Annotated in this window: 1 protein-coding gene; it reads left to right on the forward strand. The window is 75.4% G+C overall.

All coding sequences use genetic code 11. The features are described 5' to 3' along the window. Positions 1 to 53 precede the first annotated feature (53 nt). Positions 54 to 18,653 (forward strand): non-ribosomal peptide synthetase, encoded by an 18,600-nt coding sequence (locus DIZ27_RS10885; protein ID WP_109378145.1) that lies wholly within the window; start codon positions 54 to 56, stop codon positions 18,651 to 18,653. Positions 18,654 to 18,657 lie beyond the last annotated feature (4 nt).

The raw sequence follows: 18,657 nt of genomic DNA on the forward strand, positions 1-18,657 counted from the left end.
AGACCGGCGCGCCGGGTCCGCGCGTCGCCCCACGGCTGAAGGACTTCACCCCGATGACGTACCCGCACGCCCAGCGCCCCGCCGCGCCCGTTTCCGCCCCGGCCGACACGAGCCCGGCGGCCCGCGCGGACCATGCCACCCGTCCCGTCCCGCTCGGTGAGCTGTTCGCCGCGTGGGTGACGCGTGATCCGCACGCCCCCGCGGTGACCGACGGCCGACGCACCTGGTCATACGGAGAACTCGCGCGGCGGGCCGGCCGCCTTGCCGCCCACCTCGTCGGCAGCGGCGCCGGACCGGAGCGGACGGTGGCACTGGTCCTGCCGCGCTCGATGGAACTGATCGCCGCCGAGCTGGCCGTGGCCTTGGCCGGTGCCGCCTTCCTCCCCGTGGACCCCGACTATCCGGCCGAACGGCGTGCCCTGATGCTCGCCGACGCCGCACCGGCCGTCGTCCTGGACGACCCGGACCGGGTCCGCGCGCTGATGAGCGCCGGGGGCCAGGAGGCGGACCCGCCCGGGAGACTGGTGCTCCCCGACCACGCGGCGTACGTCATCTTCACCTCCGGCTCCACCGGCACCCCCAAGGGCGTCACCGTCACCCATCGCGGCATCGGCGCCTTCGCCGCGGCCGCCGCCGAGCGGTACGCCGTCGGCCCGGGCGACCGCGTGCTGCAGTTCTCCTCACCCAGCTTCGACGCCTCCGTACTGGAGCTGTGCGTCTCCGTCCTGTCCGGTGCCCTGCTGGTCGTGCCACCGGACGGGCCCTGGCTGGGCGACGAACTGGCCGCCGTCCTGGACGAGCACCGCATCACCCACGCCCTCATACCGCCGGCCGCCCTCGCCACCCTGCCCGACCCGGCGGACACCGGCGGCGCACCGCACCTGCGTACCCTGATCGTCGGGGCCGAGGCGTGCCCGGCCGCGCTCGTCGACCGGTGGGCACCCGGCCGCCACATGATCAACTCCTACGGGCCGACCGAGGCCACCGTCGTCGCCACCTGGACCGGACCGCTCACCGCCGGCACCGGTACACCGGCCATCGGCAGCCCGCTGCCCGGCACCGAGGCCCACGTCCTGGACGCGGCACTGCGCCCGGTGCCGCCCGGCACCGAGGGCGAGCTGTACGTGGGCGGCGACGGGCTGGCCCGCGGTTACCTCGGCCGCCCCGGCCTGACCGCGACCCGGTTCGTCGCCCACCCCTTCGGCCCGCCCGGCGCCCGCCTCTACCGCACCGGCGACCGGGTGCGCCGCAGGCCGGACGGCGAGCTGGAGTTCCTCGGCCGGGTCGACCGGCAGGTCAAGGTGCGCGGCTTCCGCATCGAACCCGGCGAGATCGAGGCCGCCCTGACCCGTTGCCCCGGCGTCCGTGAGGCCGTGGTCGTGGTCCGCGACGAGGAACCCGCCCGCGGCCGGCTCGTCGGCTACGTCACGCCCGCCGATCCGGCCCGCAGGCCAGAACCCGCCCGGCTGCGCGCCGCCCTCGCCGCCGCCCTGCCGGCCCACATGGTGCCCTCCGCCGTCGTCGTCCTGGACGCGCTGCCGCTCACTCCGCAGCACAAGGTCGACCTGCGGGCCCTGCCCGCCCCCGGCGGTGCGCGGACCGAGGAGCACGTCGAGCCGCGCACCGGCGACGAGCGGGCCCTGGCCGCGATCTGGGCCGACGTCCTCGGCGTCGACGCCGTCGGCGTCACCGACGACTTCTTCGACCTGGGCGGCGACTCGCTCCTCGCCGCCCGCACCCTGACGCGGATCCGGGAAGTCCTCGGCGCCCGGCTCTCCCTGCGTGACGTGTTCACCGCACGGACCGTCGCCGCGCTCGCCCCGCTGGCCGCCGAGCCGTCCGCCGCCGCGCCGCCGGACCCGATCCCCTCCGCCCCGCGCGGAAAGCCCGTCCCGCTCTCCAGCGCCCAGCGACGCCTGTGGTTCCTCGACGACCTCACCGACGGCGGAACCGAGTACAACACCGGCGTGGCGCTGCGGCTGCGCGGCCCGCTCGACACGCCTGCCCTGCGACGCGCCCTGGACCGGCTCGCCGCCCGCCACGACTCCCTGCGCACCACCTTCGCCACCGTCGACGGACAGGGCGTCCAGCTGATCGCCCCCGAGGCGGTACTCCCCCTGCGCACCTCCGACGTCGAGCACCTGCCCGCCGACCGGCGGGGCGACGCCGTCGAGCGCCTGCTGACCGAGGAACTGCGCCGCCCCCACGACCTGACGACCGGGCCCCTGACCCGGGCGCTGCTCGTCCGCCGCGCCCCCGAGGACCACGTCCTGCTGCTGGCCCAGCACCACATCGTCACCGACGGCTGGTCGGTCGGCGTCCTGACCCGGGACCTGACGGCGCTCTACCGCGCGGAGGCCTGCGGCGAACCGGACGGCCTTCCCCGGCCGGGCGTGCAGTACCCGGACTTCGCGCTGTGGGAGCGCGAGCGGCGCACCGGCGACGCGGACGCCGACGACCTCGGTTACTGGAAGCGCCATCTGGCCGGCCTGCAGCAACTCGAACTGCCCACCGACCGGCCCCGGCCGGCGGTGCGCACCACCGCGGGCGCGGCACACCGCCACCACCTCCCGGAGCACCTGGTGGACCGGCTGCGGCAACTGGCCCAGGGCCGCGGCACGACCGTCTTCACGCTGTTCGCCGGGGCGGCGGCCGTGCTGTTCTCCCGCTACTCCGGGCAGCGGGACGTGGCGTTCGGGACCGTCACCAACGGGCGGGACCGCCGCGAACTGGAGGACGTGACGGGCTTCTTCGCCAACACCGTCGTGCTGCGCGGCGAGGTCGACGACACCGTCACGGTCGACCGGTTCGTGGAGTCCATGCGCGCGACCGTGCTGGACGCCTTCGTGCACGACGGCGTGCCGTTCGACCGGGTGGTCGAGGAACTGGCCCCGCCCAGAGACCCCAGCCGCACTCCGCTGGTGCAGGTACTGGTGGTGCAGCAGGCGGCGCCCGTCCGGCCTCCGCTGGCGGCCGGGGCACGGATCGAGGAGCATCCGCTGCCCCGCCCGGCCGCCCGCTTCGACCTCGTGCTGGAGTTCGCGCCGCGCGCCGAGGGCGGCTGCGAGCTGACGGTCGAGTACAACACCGACCTGTACGAGGCGGCGACCGTGACCCGGATGAGCCGGCAGCTGCACCGCCTGCTGGAAGGCATGGCGGACGGCCCGCACCGGACGCTGGCCGAACTGCCGCTGCTGTCGGACGACGAGCGGCGCACGCTCCTCGACTCCTGGAACCCGCCCGCGCCGGCCGGCGACCACGCCGACGGCGCCACGCTCCCGGCGCTGTTCGAGGCGCAGGTGGCCCGAACTCCCGACCGGACCGCCGTGACCTGCGGCGCGGCCCGGCTGGACTACGCCGGACTGAACCGGCGTGCCAACCGGCTCGCCCGGCTGCTGACGACGCACGGCGCGGGTCCGGAGTCCCTGGTGGCGCTGTGTCTGCCGCGCTCCGCCGACCTGCTGCCGGCGCTGTGGGCCGTCCTGAAGTCGGGCGCCGGATACCTGCCCGTCGACCCCGGCTACCCGGCCGAGCGGATCCGCTTCATGCTCGCCGACGCGGCCCCCGCCCTCGTCGTCGCCACCCGTGGGACCGCCCACGCGCTCCCCGACGACTGCGAGCCACTGTTCCTGGAGGACGCGCTGCTCCTGGAGGACGCCGAGCCGTCCGATGCCGGTTCCGCTGACCTGACCGCAGACCTGACCGACGCCGACCGGGCCCGGCCACTCGACCCGTCCCACCCCGCCTACGTCATCTACACCTCCGGATCCACCGGCCGCCCCAAGGGCGTGATCGTCACCCACCGCAGCGTGGCCGCGCTGGCCGCCTGGGCCGAGGAGACGTTCGGCCCGCGCGGGCTGGCGCACGTCGTCGCGTCCACCTCCCTCAACTTCGACGTGTCCGTCTTCGAGTTGCTGTGCCCCCTGCTGGCCGGCGGCAGCGTCGAGGTGGTCGCCGACCTCCCGGCCCTCGCCGACAGCCCCGGACCCCGCCGGGCCGGACTCCTCAGCGGTGTCCCGTCCGTACTCTCCCGTGTGCTCGGCGGCGACAGCGCGGTCGAGGCGGACACCGTCCTCCTGGCAGGCGAGGCCCTGCCCGCCCGGACCGTGCGGGACATCAGGGACGCCATGCCCTCGGCCGAGGTGGCGAACATCTACGGCCCGACCGAAGCCACCGTCTACGCCACCGCCTGGTTCGCCGACGGCACCGTCCCCGACCAGGCCCCGCCCATCGGCCGTCCCGTCGCCCGCACCCGCGCCTACGTGCTGGACCGCCTGCTGCGCCCCCAACCTCCGGGTGTCATCGGTGAGTTGTACCTCGGTGGTGGTGGACTGGCCCGCGGCTACCTGCGACGCCCCGGTCTGACCGCCGCGCGCTTCGTCGCCGACCCCTTCGGTGTCCCCGGCGACCGCATGTACCGCACGGGCGACCTGGTGCGCTGGAGTGCCGACGGCCGGCTCGAGTACCTCGGCCGCATCGACCAACAGGTCAAGGTGCGCGGCTTCCGCATCGAACTGGGCGAGGTCGAGGAGGCCCTGCGCCGCTGCACGGGCGTCGCCGAGGCCGCCGCGACCGTCCGCGACGGCGATGGCCACCGCCGCCTGGCCGGATACGTCGTCCCCGCCCCCGGTGCCCGCGTGGAACCGGAGGCGGTACGCCGCGAACTCGGGCGCACCCTGCCCGACTACATGGTCCCCTCGGCCGTCGTGGTGCTGCCCGCCCTGCCGCTCAACCCCAACGGCAAGCTGGACCGAGGCAGGCTCCCCGACCCGGCGCCGGCCGAACCCGTCACACGCCACGTCGCGCCCCGCACCCCCACCGAACGGACCCTCGCCGCCATCTGGGCCGACGTCCTGCACGTGGAGCGGGTCGGAGCGGACGACAACTTCTTCGCGCTCGGCGGCGACTCCATCCTCAGCATCCAGATCGTCTCCCGGGCACGGCAGGCGGGCCTCACGATCACCTCGCGGGACGTCTACCGGCACCAGACGGTCGCCGCCCTCGCCCGCTGCGCCGACGAGGCGGGAAGCCGGCGGCCCGCCGAGTCCGCACCCGTCGAGGCAACCGGCTCCGCGCCGCTGACACCCATCCAGCACTGGCTCTTCGAGAGTGCCGCCGAGCGGGCCGGGCACTTCGGCCAGACCCTCTCGGTGACACTGCACGCCGGCGTCGACGCGCGGGCACTCGAAGACGCCCTCAACGACGTGATCGCCCACCACGACGCCCTGAGCTCCCGCTTCCGCACCGACGAGGCGGGCGTACGGTGGCTGATCGACGTCCCGGCCGCCCGCTGCCGCCTCGCGCGCCACACCGGTCCGGACACCGACACCCCGCACCTCGGCCCCCACGACCTGCGCCACGGCCCGCTGCTGCGTGCCGTACTGCACGACCGGGGCCCCGGACGGCCGCACGTACTGCACCTGGCCGTCCACCACCTCGTCGTGGACGGGGTTTCCTGGCGCCTGATCCTCGAGGACCTCGACCTGGCCTACCGCGCCCGCCGCGCCGGCCGGGACGGAGCGGCGGCACTGCCCCGGAAGTCGTCCCCGCTGCGGCACTGGGCCGAGCGCCTCGCCGCGCACGCCGCCGCCGGCGGCTTCGACGACGAGAAGGCCTACTGGACGCGGGCGACCGAAGGCGCCCGGGCCGCCCTGCCGTCGGACCGGACGGGCACCAACACCTACGCCTCCCAGCGCTCGGTGACGGTACGCCTCGGACCCGAGGACACCGACGTGCTGCTGCGCACCCTGCCCGAGACCTACCGCACCCGGGCCAACGACGTCCTGCTCGCCGCCCTCGGCCGGGTGCTGTGCGGCTGGACCGGTCACGACCGGGTACTGGTGGACGTCGAAGGCCACGGCCGCGAGGAACTGTTCGCCGACGTCGACACCAGCCGCACCGTCGGCTGGTTCACCACCCGCCACCCCGTCGCCCTCACCGTCCCGCCCGAGGCGGACTGGGACGCCGTGCTCAAGCAGGTCAAGGAGCACCTGCGCGCGGTGCCCCGGCACGGCCTCGGCCACGGAGTCCTGGCCCTGCCGGGCCGCGACGCCGCACAGCTCCCGGCGACCACCGCGCAGATCAGCTTCAACTACCTGGGCCGCTTCGGGCTCTCGGAGACCTCCGAGGGGCTGTACGACGGGCCGTTCCGTCCGCTGGAGCTGGACGCCGACCCCTCGGCGTCACGCCCGCACGCCCTGGAGGTCGTGGGGCGGCTGGACGGCGACAGCCTGGAGTTCACCTGGTTCTACTCGGACGAGCTGCACCGGCGGGACACCGTCGCGGACCTCGCCGGACGGTTCGCCGACGCGCTGGCCGGCCTCGCCCGCCACGCGGCCCGGCCCGGCGCCGCCGGACGCACCCCCTCGGACTTCCCGCTGGCCCGGCTCGACCAGACGCACGTCGACCGGATCGCGGGCGAGGACCCCGCCGGCGTGGAGGACGTCCACCCCCTCACGCCCACCCAGGCCGGCATGCTCTTCCACCGGCTCTCGCAGGACGACCGCGGCGTGTACTTCCAGCAGCTGACGTTCGTCCTGGACGGCGTGGAGGACCCGGCCGTGCTGGCGGACGCCTGGCAGCGGGTCACGGACCGCACGCCGGTGCTGCGCGCCCGCGTGGTGTGGCAGGACGTGCCCGAGCCGCTCCTCGTGGTGCAGCGCGGAGCAGCCGTGCCGGTGGAGCGACCGGACTGGCGCGGCCTGTCCGAGGCCGAGCGGGACGAGCGGCTGCGCGAACTGCTCGAGGGCGACCGCGCCCGCGGTGTCGACCTGACGCGCGCGCCGCTCCAGCGCCTGGTGCTGGCCCGGGTCTCCGACCGCGCGGTCCGTGTCGTGTGGTCCTTCGACCACCTGATCCTGGACGGCTGGAGCCTGTTCCAGGTCCTCTCCGACGTCTTCGCGTGCCACGCCGTCCTGGCGGGCGCCGCGGACGCCCCGCTGCCCGACCGCCGCCCCTTCCGCGACTACGTCGCCTGGCTGCAGGACCGCGCCGAGCGGGCCGAGGCCGAACGGCACTGGCGGACCCGCCTGAACGGCCTGAGCGAGGCCACCGCGCTGCCCTTCGACCGTGAACCCCGCGAGAGCCACCGCGCGGAGTCGACGCGGGCGGTACGCGTCACGGTGCCCGAGACCACCACCCGGGCACTGGAGGGCCTCGCCAGGACGGCGGGCCTGACCATGAACACCCTCGTGCAGGGCGCCTGGGCGCTGCTGTTGAGCCGCCTGGCGGCCCGCGACGAGGTGGTCTTCGGCACCACCGTCTCCGGACGGCCGCCCGAGCTGCCCGGGGCCGACGCCATGACCGGTCTGTTCATCGCGACCCTGCCCACCCGCGTGACCGTGCCGCGGGACGAGACGCTGCTCACCTGGCTGGGCCGGCTCCAGCAGGAGCAGAGCGAGGACCGCCGCCACGACCACGTGCCGCTGCACCACATGAAGGCGTTCACCGAACTGCCCGAACGCGTCGCCCTGTTCGACAGCATCGTGGTGTTCGAGAACTACCCGGTCGACGACGGCCTCGCCGCCGCGCACGGGCTGCGGCTCAGCGGCCTGGACGGCATCGAGACCACCAACTACCCGCTCAGCCTGGTCGCCTACCCCGGCACGGGACTCGCCCTGCGCCTCGGCTACGACCCGGACCTCTTCGACGCCGCCACCGTCGAGCGGATGGCCGAGCACCTCACCGTCCTGCTGGAGGGCTTCGCCACCGCACCTCGGAGCGTGCCCGCCCGCCTGCCCCTGCTGACGGCCGACCGGCGTGAGCAGGTGCTCCACACGTGGAACGACACCGCCACCGGTACCCCTGCGGCGACCACCGCGGGCCTGTTCGCCGCGCAGGTGCGGCGCACCCCCGACGCCGTCGCGCTGCTGGCCGGCGACGAGCGGCTCACCTACCGCGAACTCGACGGCCGGGCCGGGGCACTGGCCGGCCGGCTGGCCGCGCTCGGGGTCCGCCCGGAGGTCCCCGTCGGCGTCCTGATGGACCGCTCGGTCGGCCTCGTCGTCACCCAGGTCGCCCTCGCCCGCCTCGGCGGCGTGTACGTCCCGCTCGACGGCAGGGCGCCGCGGGAGCGGCTGCGCACGATGCTCGGTGAAGCCGGTGCCGACCTGCTGCTCACGGACCGGGCCTGGGAGGAGACGGCTGCGGCCCTTCTCCCGGAAGGCCGCGTGCTGCGGCCGGACGACCCGGACGACACAGCCGCCGCGGTCCCGGAACCCACGACTGTGCCGCGCGTGCACCCGGACACCGTCCAGTACCTCATGTTCACGTCCGGGTCCACCGGCAACCCCAAGGGCGTGGCGGCGCGGCAGCGGGACGTCGCCGCGCTGGCCCTGGACCGTGCCTTCGCCCGTCACGACCGGGTCCTCGTGCACTCCCCGCACGCCTTCGACGCCTCCACCTACGAGGTGTGGGTGCCGCTGCTGCGCGGCGGCACGGCCGTGCTCGCCCCGCCGGGAGACCTGGAAGCCGCCGCCGTGCGCCACGCGATCACCGAACAGGGGGTGAGCTGCCTGTTCCTGACGGTGGGCCTGTTCCGCCTCCTCGCCCAGGAGGACCCCGCATGCCTGACCGGCGCGCGCGAGGTGTGGACCGGCGGCGAGGCCGTGCCCGGCTCCGCCGTACGGCGCGTGCTGGACGCCTGCCCGGACCTCACCGTCGTCGACGTGTACGGCCCGACCGAGACCACCGCCTTCGCCACCCGGCGGGCCTTCCGCGCCGGTGACGCGCTGCCCGCGACACTGCCCATCGGCCGCCCCCTGGACGACACCCGCGGGTACGTCCTGGACAGTGCGCTCCAGCTGCAACCACCCGGCGTTCCGGGCGAGTTGTACCTCGCGGGCGCCGGACTCGCCCGTGGCTACACCGGACGCCCCGGCGCGACGGCGGCCCGCTACCTGGCCGACCCGTTCGGCCCGCCCGGCACACGGATGTACCGCACCGGCGACATCGTGCGCTGGAGCGCCGACGGCGAACTGCACTTCGTGGGACGGGCCGACGACCAGATCAAGATCCGCGGCTTCCGCGTCGAACCCGCCGAGATCGAGGCCCGGCTCACCGCGCACCCGGCGATCGCCGAGGCGGTGGTGTCGGTGTCGCGGCACGCGGGTCGCACACGTCTGGTGGCCCACCTGGTACCCGCCCCCGGCGCGGCGGTGCCGCCGCCGGCCGAGCTGCGCGACCGCCTGTCCGGCGAACTGCCCGACTACATGGTCCCGGCCGCGTTCGTCACCGTGATGGAGCTGCCCCTGACCGCGAACGGCAAGGTCGACCGGCGACGCCTGCCCGACCCCGACCCCTCGGTGGCGGCCGACACCGCCTACCGCGCGCCGCGCACCGAAGCCGAGCGGGTGCTCGCCGGAATCTGGGCCGAACTCCTCGGCGTGGAACGGGTCGGCGTCGACGACAACTTCTTCATGCTGGGCGGCGACTCGATCGTCAGCATCCAGGTCGTCTCCCGCGCCCGCACCGCGGGGCTCGCGCTGACCCCGAGGGACCTGTTCCGGCACCCCACGCTCGCCGCCCTGGCCACCGCCGCGACCGGCGCCGCCCAGGCCGTCGCGGACACCGGCCCGGTGACCGGCGAGGTCGGGCTCACCCCCATCCAGCGCTGGTTCCTCGACGCCGAGCCGCCGCGCCCGGAGTACTTCAACCAGTCCGTGGTCGTCGAGACGGCCCAGGACGTGGACGCCGACGCGCTGAGCGCCGCCCTGGCCGCGCTGTGGGCCCACCACGACGCCCTGCGCGCCCGCTTCACCCGCGCCGCGGACGGGACCTGGCACCAGGAGTACGCCGCCCCGGACACCGAGGCCCCCCGGCTGCTGCGGGTCCACGACCTGAACGGCCTCGACGCGGGGGCCGCCGAGGAGGCCGAGGACCGCTTCTCGAAGGAGGCGCACACCGGCTTCCGGCTGGACACCGGCCCGCTGATCGCCGCCCGGCTGTTCACCGGCGGGGACCGGGCCGCACGCCTGCTGCTGACCGCCCATCACCTGGTCGTCGACGGTGTCTCCTGGCGTGTCCTTCTGGAGGACCTGGAGACCGCCTACCGGCAGGCCCTGGCCGGCGAGCGGATACGGCTGCCGCAGCGCACGACGTCCGTGCGGGAGTGGGTGCGGCGGCTCACCGGGCGCACCGGCGAGGGGGACCTCACCGCTCAGCGCGCCCACTGGGAGACCGTGTCGCGGCACTGCGCCGACCCGCTGCCGGTGGACCTCGACGGCGACAACACCGTCGCCGACCTGCGCGCGGTGACCGTACGCCTCGACCGCCGACGGACCGACGACCTCCTGCGCAGGGTTCCCGGCGTCTACCGCACCCGCGTCGACGACGTCCTGCTGGCCGCCCTCGGCCGCGTGCTGGCCGACTGGACCGGCCGCGGCACCGTCGCCGTGGGACTGGAGGGACACGGCCGCGAGGACCAGCTCTTCGACGACCTCGACCTGTCCCGCACGGTCGGCTGGTTCACCAGTCTCTTCCCGGTCGCCCTCGAACTGCCCGAGGGGGACTGGGGCGCCGCGCTGAAATCCGTGAAGGAACAGCTGCGGGCCGTACCCGACCGGGGCGTCGGCTACGGCGCCCTGCGCCACCTGGCGGGCGACGAGCGGCTCGCCGCCGCACCGCTGCCCGGCATCAGCTTCAACTACCTGGGCCGGTTCGACTGGTCGGCCGACGACGGCGCGCTGGTCCGGGCCGTTCCCGGCGGCCTGGGCGGCGCCGAGGACCCCGGGGCGCCGCGTGCGCACCTGCTGGACGTGGTGGCCCGGGTGGAGGGCGACGAGCTGGAGATCATCTGGCACTACAGCGGCGGACGCCACCGCGAGGAGACGGTCGCCTCTCTCGCCGAGGGCATGCTGCGGTCACTGGAGGAGATCGTCGCGCACTGCGCCGCCCCGCACGCCGGCGGCCGCACGCCCTCGGACTTCCCGCTGGCCCGGCTCGACCAGGCCGCCGTCGACCGGCTCGTGGGAGACGGACGCACGGTCGAGGACGTGTACCCGCTGACGCCGATGCAGGCGGGCATGCTGTTCCACAGCCTCATGGACCCCCAGGCCCGCACCTACGTGAACCAGGTGCAGGTGGTGCTGTGCGGCGTCACCGACCCGCACGCGCTCGCCGAGGCGTGGCGGCGCACGGCGGACGCGAACCCGATCCTGCGCACCCGCCTGGTGTGGCAGGAGACCGCCGAACCCCTCCAGGTGGTGGAGCGGCGGGCCGTCGTGCCCGTCACCCACCACGACTGGTCCGGGTGGCCCGCCGAGCGGTGCGCGCGGGAGATGGAGTCGCTGCTCGACGCGGACCGGCGGGCCGGGATCGACCTCGGCGCGGCCCCGCTCATGCGGCTCGCGCTGATCCGGCTGGCACCGGACCGGGTGCGCATGGTGTGGACGTTCCACCACGTCCTGCTCGACGGCTGGAGCGCGGCCCAGGTGTTCGACGAGGTGTGCGAGCGGTACGCGGCCCTGACCGCCGGACACCGCCCGCAGGTGCCCGACCGGGCGCCCTTCGCCGACTACCTGCGGTGGCTGGCCGCCCAGGACACCGGCCGTGCGGAGCGCCACTGGCGCGAGACCCTCGCCGGGTTCGCCGGCCCCACCGAACTGCCGCGCGACCGGCGCCCCGCCGAGGCCCACCGCACGTCCTCGTCGGGAACGGTCCGGGTGGCCCTCGGGCAGGAGGTGTCGGCGCGGCTGAAGGAGACCGCGCAGCGGGCCGGGCTGACCGTCAACACGGTGCTCCAGGGGGCCTGGGGGCTGCTGCTGCACCACTACGGCGGCGGGGACGACGTCGTCTTCGGCACGACCGTGTCCGGCCGCCCGGCCGAACTGCCCGGCGTGACCTCCATGGTGGGTCTGTTCATCAACACCCTGCCCACCCGGCTGCGGATCGACGGCGGGCGCCCCCTGCTGGAGTGGCTGCGCGAGGTGCAGGCCGCCCAGTCGGAGGCCCGGCGCCACGACTTCGTCTCCCTCGCCCAGTTGCAGACCTGGAGCGAGGTGCCCGGCGGCACCAACCTGTTCGACAGCATCGTCGTCTTCGAGAACTACCCGTTCGACGAAGGCGCCCTGGCCCGGCACGGGCTCGCCGTCGAGCAGGAACGCGACCTGGAGCCGACCAACTACCCGCTCAGCGTGGTCGTCGCCCCCGGCGACGACGTGACGGTGTCCCTCGACTACGACCCGGCGGCCTTCGAGGCCGCCACCGTCGAAGGGCTCGGCGCGAGCCTGCGCACGCTGCTGACGCGGATCGCCGACGGCGCCGACCACCGCCTGGCCGACCTGCCGGCGCTCGAGGCGGACGACGGACGCCGCCTGCTGGACCGGCTCGCGGGACCGGTGACGGGGCTGCCGCACCGCACTCTCCCGGACACCTTCGCGGCACAGGCCGCCCGCACCCCCGACGCCCCGGCCGTGACCGCCGGCGCCGAGCACCTCACGTACCGGCAGCTCGACGAGCGCGCCAACCGGCTGGCCCGCCTCCTGATCGAGGCCGGGGCCGGACCGGAGCGGTTCGTCGCGCTGGCCCTGCCCCGCACCGCCGACCTGATCGTGGCGCTCCTCGCGGTCCTCAAGAGCGGCGCCGCCTACCTTCCGGTCGACCCCGGCCATCCGGCGGAGCGCATCGCGTTCCTCTTCGAGGACGTGCGGCCCGACGCGGTGATCACCTGCGCGGAGACCTCCGCGCGGCTGCCGGACGGTCCGTACACGCGGATCGCCCTGGACGACGCGGCCTGCGCCGGGCGTCTGGCCGCCGCGTCCGCCGGCCCCGTCGGGGACGGCGAGCGCCGTGGCAGGCTGCTGCCGGACCACCCCGCCTACGTCATCCACACCTCCGGCTCCACCGGACGGCCCAAGGGCGTCGTCGTCTCCCACGCCTCGGTGGTGGCGCTGACCGACTGGGCCGCCGCCGAGTTCACCGGCCGCGGGCTCTCCCACGTGGTGGCCTCCACGTCGCTCACCTTCGACGTGTCGGTGTTCGAGATCCTCTCGCCGCTGCTGGCGGGCGGCCACGTCGAGGTCGTCCGCGACCTGCTGGCCCTCGCCGAACGGCCCGAGCCGTGGCGTGCGGGACTGCTCAGCGCCGTCCCCTCCGCCCTGAGCCGCCTGCTGGCCGAGGACACCGTGCACGTCACGGCCGACACCGTCGTCCTGGCCGGCGAGGCGCTGCCCGCCCGCGCCGTCCGCCAGGTGCGCGCGGCGATCCCCGGCTGCCGGGTCATGAACATCTACGGCCCCACCGAGGCCACCGTCTACGCCACCGCGTTCACCTGCGACCCGGCGGACCCCGACCGGGTCCCGCCCATCGGCCGGCCCGTCGGCGGCGCCCGCGCCTACGTCCTCGACGCCCGCATGCGACCCGTGCCCGTCGGGGCGCCCGGCGAGCTGTACCTCGCCGGGACCGGCGTGGCCCGCGGCTACCTGAGCCGGCCGGGCCTGACCGCGTCCCGTTTCCTCGCCGACCGCTTCGGCCCGCCCGGCAGCCGCATGTACCGCACCGGCGACCTGGTCCGCTGGACGGCCGACGGCGACCTGCTGTACCTCGGCCGGACCGACGACCAGGTGAAGGTGCGCGGCTTCCGCATCGAGCTCGGCGAGGTGGAGGCCGCGCTGGCCCGGCACCCGCAGGTGGCCGCGGCCGCCGCCCGGGTCGTGGAACACGACGGCCACAAACGCCTCGTGGGCTACGCCGTGCCCCGCGACGGCGCCGCCCCGGCACCGGCCGACCTGCGTGCCTTCCTCGCCCGGACGCTGCCCGACCACCTGGTGCCGGCGGTCGTGGTGGAGCTGGAGCGACTGCCGCTGGGCACCACCGGCAAGCTGGACCGGCGGGCCCTGCCCGAACCGGTGTGGTCGGCCGCCACCACCACGGGGGGCACCCGGCCGCCGCGCACCGCCACCGAGCGGACGCTCGCCGCGATCTGGTCCGAGGTGCTGGGCGTGGCCGACGTGGGCGCGACGGACAACTACTTCGCGCTCGGCGGCGACTCCATCCTCGGCATCCAGATCGTCTCCGCCGCCCGCCGGGCCGGACTCGCGCTGACCCCCCGGCACCTCTTCCAGCACCAGACGGTCGCCGAACTGGCCACGGCGGTCGAGGAGTTCCCGGCCGCGACGGTCAGCGCCGAACAGGGCCCGGTCGTCGGAGACGTCCCCCTCACGCCCGTACAGCACTGGCTGTTCGACACCCTCACCGGCGACCCGGCCCGCTTCACCCAGACGGTCTCCTTCGAGCTGGCGTCCGACACCGACGAGACGCTGCTGCGCGCCGCCCTCGCGGCGGTGCTGGAACAGCACGACGCGCTGCGCATGCGCTACGAACCGGCCGGCGACGGACGGTGGCGCCAGCACGGCACCCCGCCCGGCGCCGCGCCGCACCTCGAGGTGCACGACACACCCGAGGCGCCGGCCGTCGTGGCCGCCGGCCTGTGCTCCGGATTCGACCTGACCCAGGGGCCGCTGCTCAAGGCCGCCCTGTGCCGCCCGGACGACCACCGGCCGCCCGTCCTGCTGCTGGCCGCCCACCACCTGGTCGTCGACGCGGTGTCCTGGCGCGTGATCCTGGAGGACCTCGACGCCGCCCACCGGGCGCTGCGCGCCGGTGCCACGCCTGACCCGGGGGCGAAGACGACCTCCTTCCGCACCTGGGCCCGGCGCCTGGCCGAGCACACCGCCGACGGCGGCTTCGACGACGAGATCGCGCACTGGAGCGGCCTGCGCCCCACCGACCTGCCGACCGACCTCACCGGCGGCAACACCGCCGCCCACGAGGAGACCGTGACGGTGAGCCTGGGCGGCGAGGACACCCGCCGGCTCCTGAAGGACGTGCCGGACGCCTACCGCACCCGCGTCAACGACGTCCTGCTGTGCGCCCTCGGCCGGGTCCTGGCCCGCTGGACGGAACAGGACCGGGTGGTCATCGCGCTGGAGGGCCACGGCCGCGAGGACCTCTTCGACGACGTCGATCTCGCCCGTACCGTCGGCTGGTTCACCACCATGTTCCCCGTGGGCCTCGACGTGCCCCGCGACGCCGACCTCGAGACCGCGCTGAAGACGGTCAAGGAGAACCTCCGGGCCGTGCCACGCGGGGGAGTGGGCTACGGCGCGCTGCGTCACCTGCACCCCACGGCGGGACGTGAGCTGCCCGGCCTGCCGCAGGTGGGCTTCAACTACCTGGGACAGCAGGACTGGAACGCGGCCGAGGGCGGTCTGCTGCGCGCGCCCCACGGCGGGCTGACCGGCGGTATGGACCGCTCGGCGGACCGGCCGCACCTCATCGACGTCCTCGGCCGGGTCACCGACAAGCGGCTGGAGCTCACCTGGTCGTACTCCCGGCAGGTGCACCGGCACGACACCGTCGCACGCCTCGCGGAGGAGACCGTGGAGGAACTGCGGCGGATCGTCCGGCACTGCGCCGAGCCGGGCGCGGGCGGCCGCACCCCGTCGGACTTCCCGCTGGCCGCACTGGACCAGGCGGCCGTCGACCGGCTCGCCGGTGACGGGCGTGACGTGGCGGACGTCTACCCCCTCACCCCCACGCAGACCGGCATGGTCGTGCACGGCATGGACGAGCCCGGCGAGGGCCTGTACGTCGAGCAGATCACCTTCGTCGCGGACGGCGTGCGCGAGCCCCGGCTGCTGGCGGCCGCCTGGCAGCACGTCGTGGACCGCACGCCCGTGCTGCGGACCGCTGTGGCCCTGGGCGAGGTCCCGGTCCCCCTCCAGACCGTGCACCGCCACGTCACCCTGCCCGTCACCGAACTCGACTGGAGCGGCCTGGACCCGGCGCGGCGGGACACCGAACTCGGGCGGCTGCTCGACGAGGACCGCGCCCGCGGCATCGCCCTGGACCGCCCCCCGCTGCTGCGCGTCACCCTGATCCGGCTCGGTCCCGACGAGGTGCGCGTGGTGTGGACCTTCCACCACGTCCTGCTGGACGGGTGGAGCGTCTTCCACGTGCTGTCGGACGTGATGGCCGCGCACGCCGCGCTCGCCGCCGGCGGCGAGCCGCGGCTGCCGCAACGGCGGCCCTTCGCGGACTACGCCGCCTGGCTGGCCGGCCGGGAGACCGCCGCGGCCGAGGAACACTGGAAGGCCGCCCTCGCCGACTACGCCGCGCCCACCCCGCTGCCGTACGACCGCAGGCCCGCCCCGGGCGCCGCCGCCCGGTCGGGGACCTGGCTGTCCCAGCGGCTCGGCGCCGAGCGCACGGCCCGGCTGACGGACTTCGCCCGCCGCCACCGGCTCACCCTCAACACGCTGGTGCAGGGCGCCTGGGCGCTGCTGCTGGCGCGCTTCAGCGGCGAGCGGGAGGTGTGCTTCGGCACCACCGTCTCCGGCCGGCCCGCCGACCTGCCGGGCGCCGACACGATCACCGGCCTGTTCATCACCACCCTGCCCGCGCGGGTCACCGTGGACGAGTCCACGCCCTGCGCCGCATGGCTGCGGGAGCTCCAGGCCGCCCGCGCGGAGGACCGGCGCTTCGACCACGTGCCGCTGACGGTCCTCCACCAGTGGAGCGAACTCCCCCCTGGCACATCCCTGTTCGACAGCCTGCTGGTCTTCGAGAACTACCCGGTCGGCGACGCCACGGCCGGCGCGCACGGCGTGCACATCCGGGACCTCGACGCCCGCGAGGCCACCAACTACCCGCTCACCGTGGTGATCTCGCCCGGCGACGAGCTGAGCGTGGAACTCGGCTACGACCCCCGGTACTTCGAGGAGACCACGGCCCGCGCCCTGGCCGCCCGGCTGATGCACATCCTGACCACCCTGGCCGCATCCGGTGACCGGGTGCCGTTGCACGCGGTCGAGGTGCTGCCGCCCGGTGAACGGCACTGGCTGCTGCACGGCCCCGTACGCCCGCAGCTGCCGCCGGTGACCCCGGCGACGCTGCCCGCGCTGATCGAGGCCGCGGCCGACCGGTGGCCCGACCGAACCGCCCTCGACACGGGGGAGTCCCTGCTGACCTTCAGCGAAATGGAGGCACGCGCCGACCGGCTGGCGCACCGGCTCATCGCACGCGGGGCCGGGCCCGGCGACATCGTCGCGCTGGTCCTGCCGCGCTCGGTGGACATGGTCCTCGCCCAGCTCGCCGTGGCCAAGGCGGGCGCCGCCTTCCTCCCGGTGGACCCCGGCTACCCGGCCGAACGGGTCGCGCTGATGCTGCGCGACGCGGACCCCGCCGTCACCCTCACCGCCGAGGAGGTCGCCGGCCTGCTCGCCGCGCCGCGCGACGGCACACCCGGCCACCGGCCCACCGACACCGACCGCGTCCGCCCCCTCCACCTCGACGACCCGGCGTACGTCATCTACACCTCCGGCTCCACCGGCACCCCCAAGGGCGTCGTCGTCACCCACCGCGGGCTGGCCGGCTTCGCCTCCGCCGAGGCCGCGCACTACCAGGTCCGCGCCGCGGACCGCGTCCTGGCCTTCGCCACGCCCAGCTTCGACGCCTCCGTGCTGGAGCTGTGCATGTCCCTGCCGAGCGGCGCGGCCCTCGTCGTACCACCGCCCGGTCCGCTGCTCGGCGCCGAGCTGGCGGACGTACTGCGCACCGCGCGCATCACGCACACCCTGCTGCCGCCCGCCGCGCTGGCCACCCTCCCGCCGGACACCCCCGGCACCCTGCCGGACCTGCACACCCTGATCGTCGGCGCGGACGCCTGCCGGGCCGAACTGGTCGCCCGGTGGGCACCGCACCACCGCATGGTCAACTCCTACGGGCCCACCGAGGCGACCGTCGTCGCCACCTGGTCCGACCCGCTGGAACCGGACGGCACCGCGCCACCCATCGGCCGCGCGTTGCCCGCCACCGGCACCTACGTCCTCGACACACGTCTGCGCCCCGTCCCCGACGGCGTGCCCGGCGAACTGTGGCTCGCCGGACCGGCCCTGGCCCGCGGCTACCTGGGCCGCCCCGGCCTGACGGCGACCCGCTTCACCGCCGACCCGTTCGGACCGCCCGGCAGCCGCATGTACCGCACCGGCGACCTGGTCCGGCGCGACACCCGCGGCGAACTGCACCACCTCGGACGCACCGACCACCAGCTCAAGCTGCGCGGCCACCGCATCGAAGCCGGCGAGGTGGAGGCGGCCCTGGTACGCCACCCGGCGGTGCTGGACGCCGTGGTGAGCATCCGGGAGGACGAACCGGGGCTGCCGCGCCTGGTGGCCCACCTGCTCGTCGCGCCCGGCGCCGAGCCGCCCGCCGGCGCGGAACTGCGGACCTTCGCCGCCCGCACCCTGCCCGGCCCCATGGTGCCCTCGGCGTTCGTGACGCTGGACCGGTTCCCGCTCACGGAGAACGGCAAGACCGACCGGGCCGCGCTGCCCGCGCCCGGCCCCCAGGCGCAGGAGCGGACCGCCGGGCACGTGCCGCCCCGCACGCCCACCGAGGAGGCCGTAGCCGCCCTGTGGGAGGAGGCCCTGGGGACCTCAGTGGGCGCCGAGGACGACTTCTTCGTCCTGGGCGGCGACTCCCTGCGCGCCCTGCTCATCGCCTCCCGCGCCAACGACACCTTCGGCGTGACCCTCACGCCCCGCGACGTCCTGGTCCACCGCACCGTCGCCGCCCTGGCGGACCTGGTGGAGGAACAGGTGCTGAGCGAACTCGAAGACGCCGCACGCGGCGACAGCGACCACGAAGAACGGTGAGGAC

This window comes from Streptomyces sp. NWU339 (assembly GCF_003143855.1).
Classification (GTDB): domain Bacteria; phylum Actinomycetota; class Actinomycetes; order Streptomycetales; family Streptomycetaceae; genus Streptomyces.

Excerpts from the sequence above, each read along its gene's own strand:
- DIZ27_RS10885 (WP_109378145.1), top strand. The coding sequence starts at position 54 with ATGACGTACCCGCACGCCCAGCGCCCCGCCGCGCCCGTTTCCGCCCCG.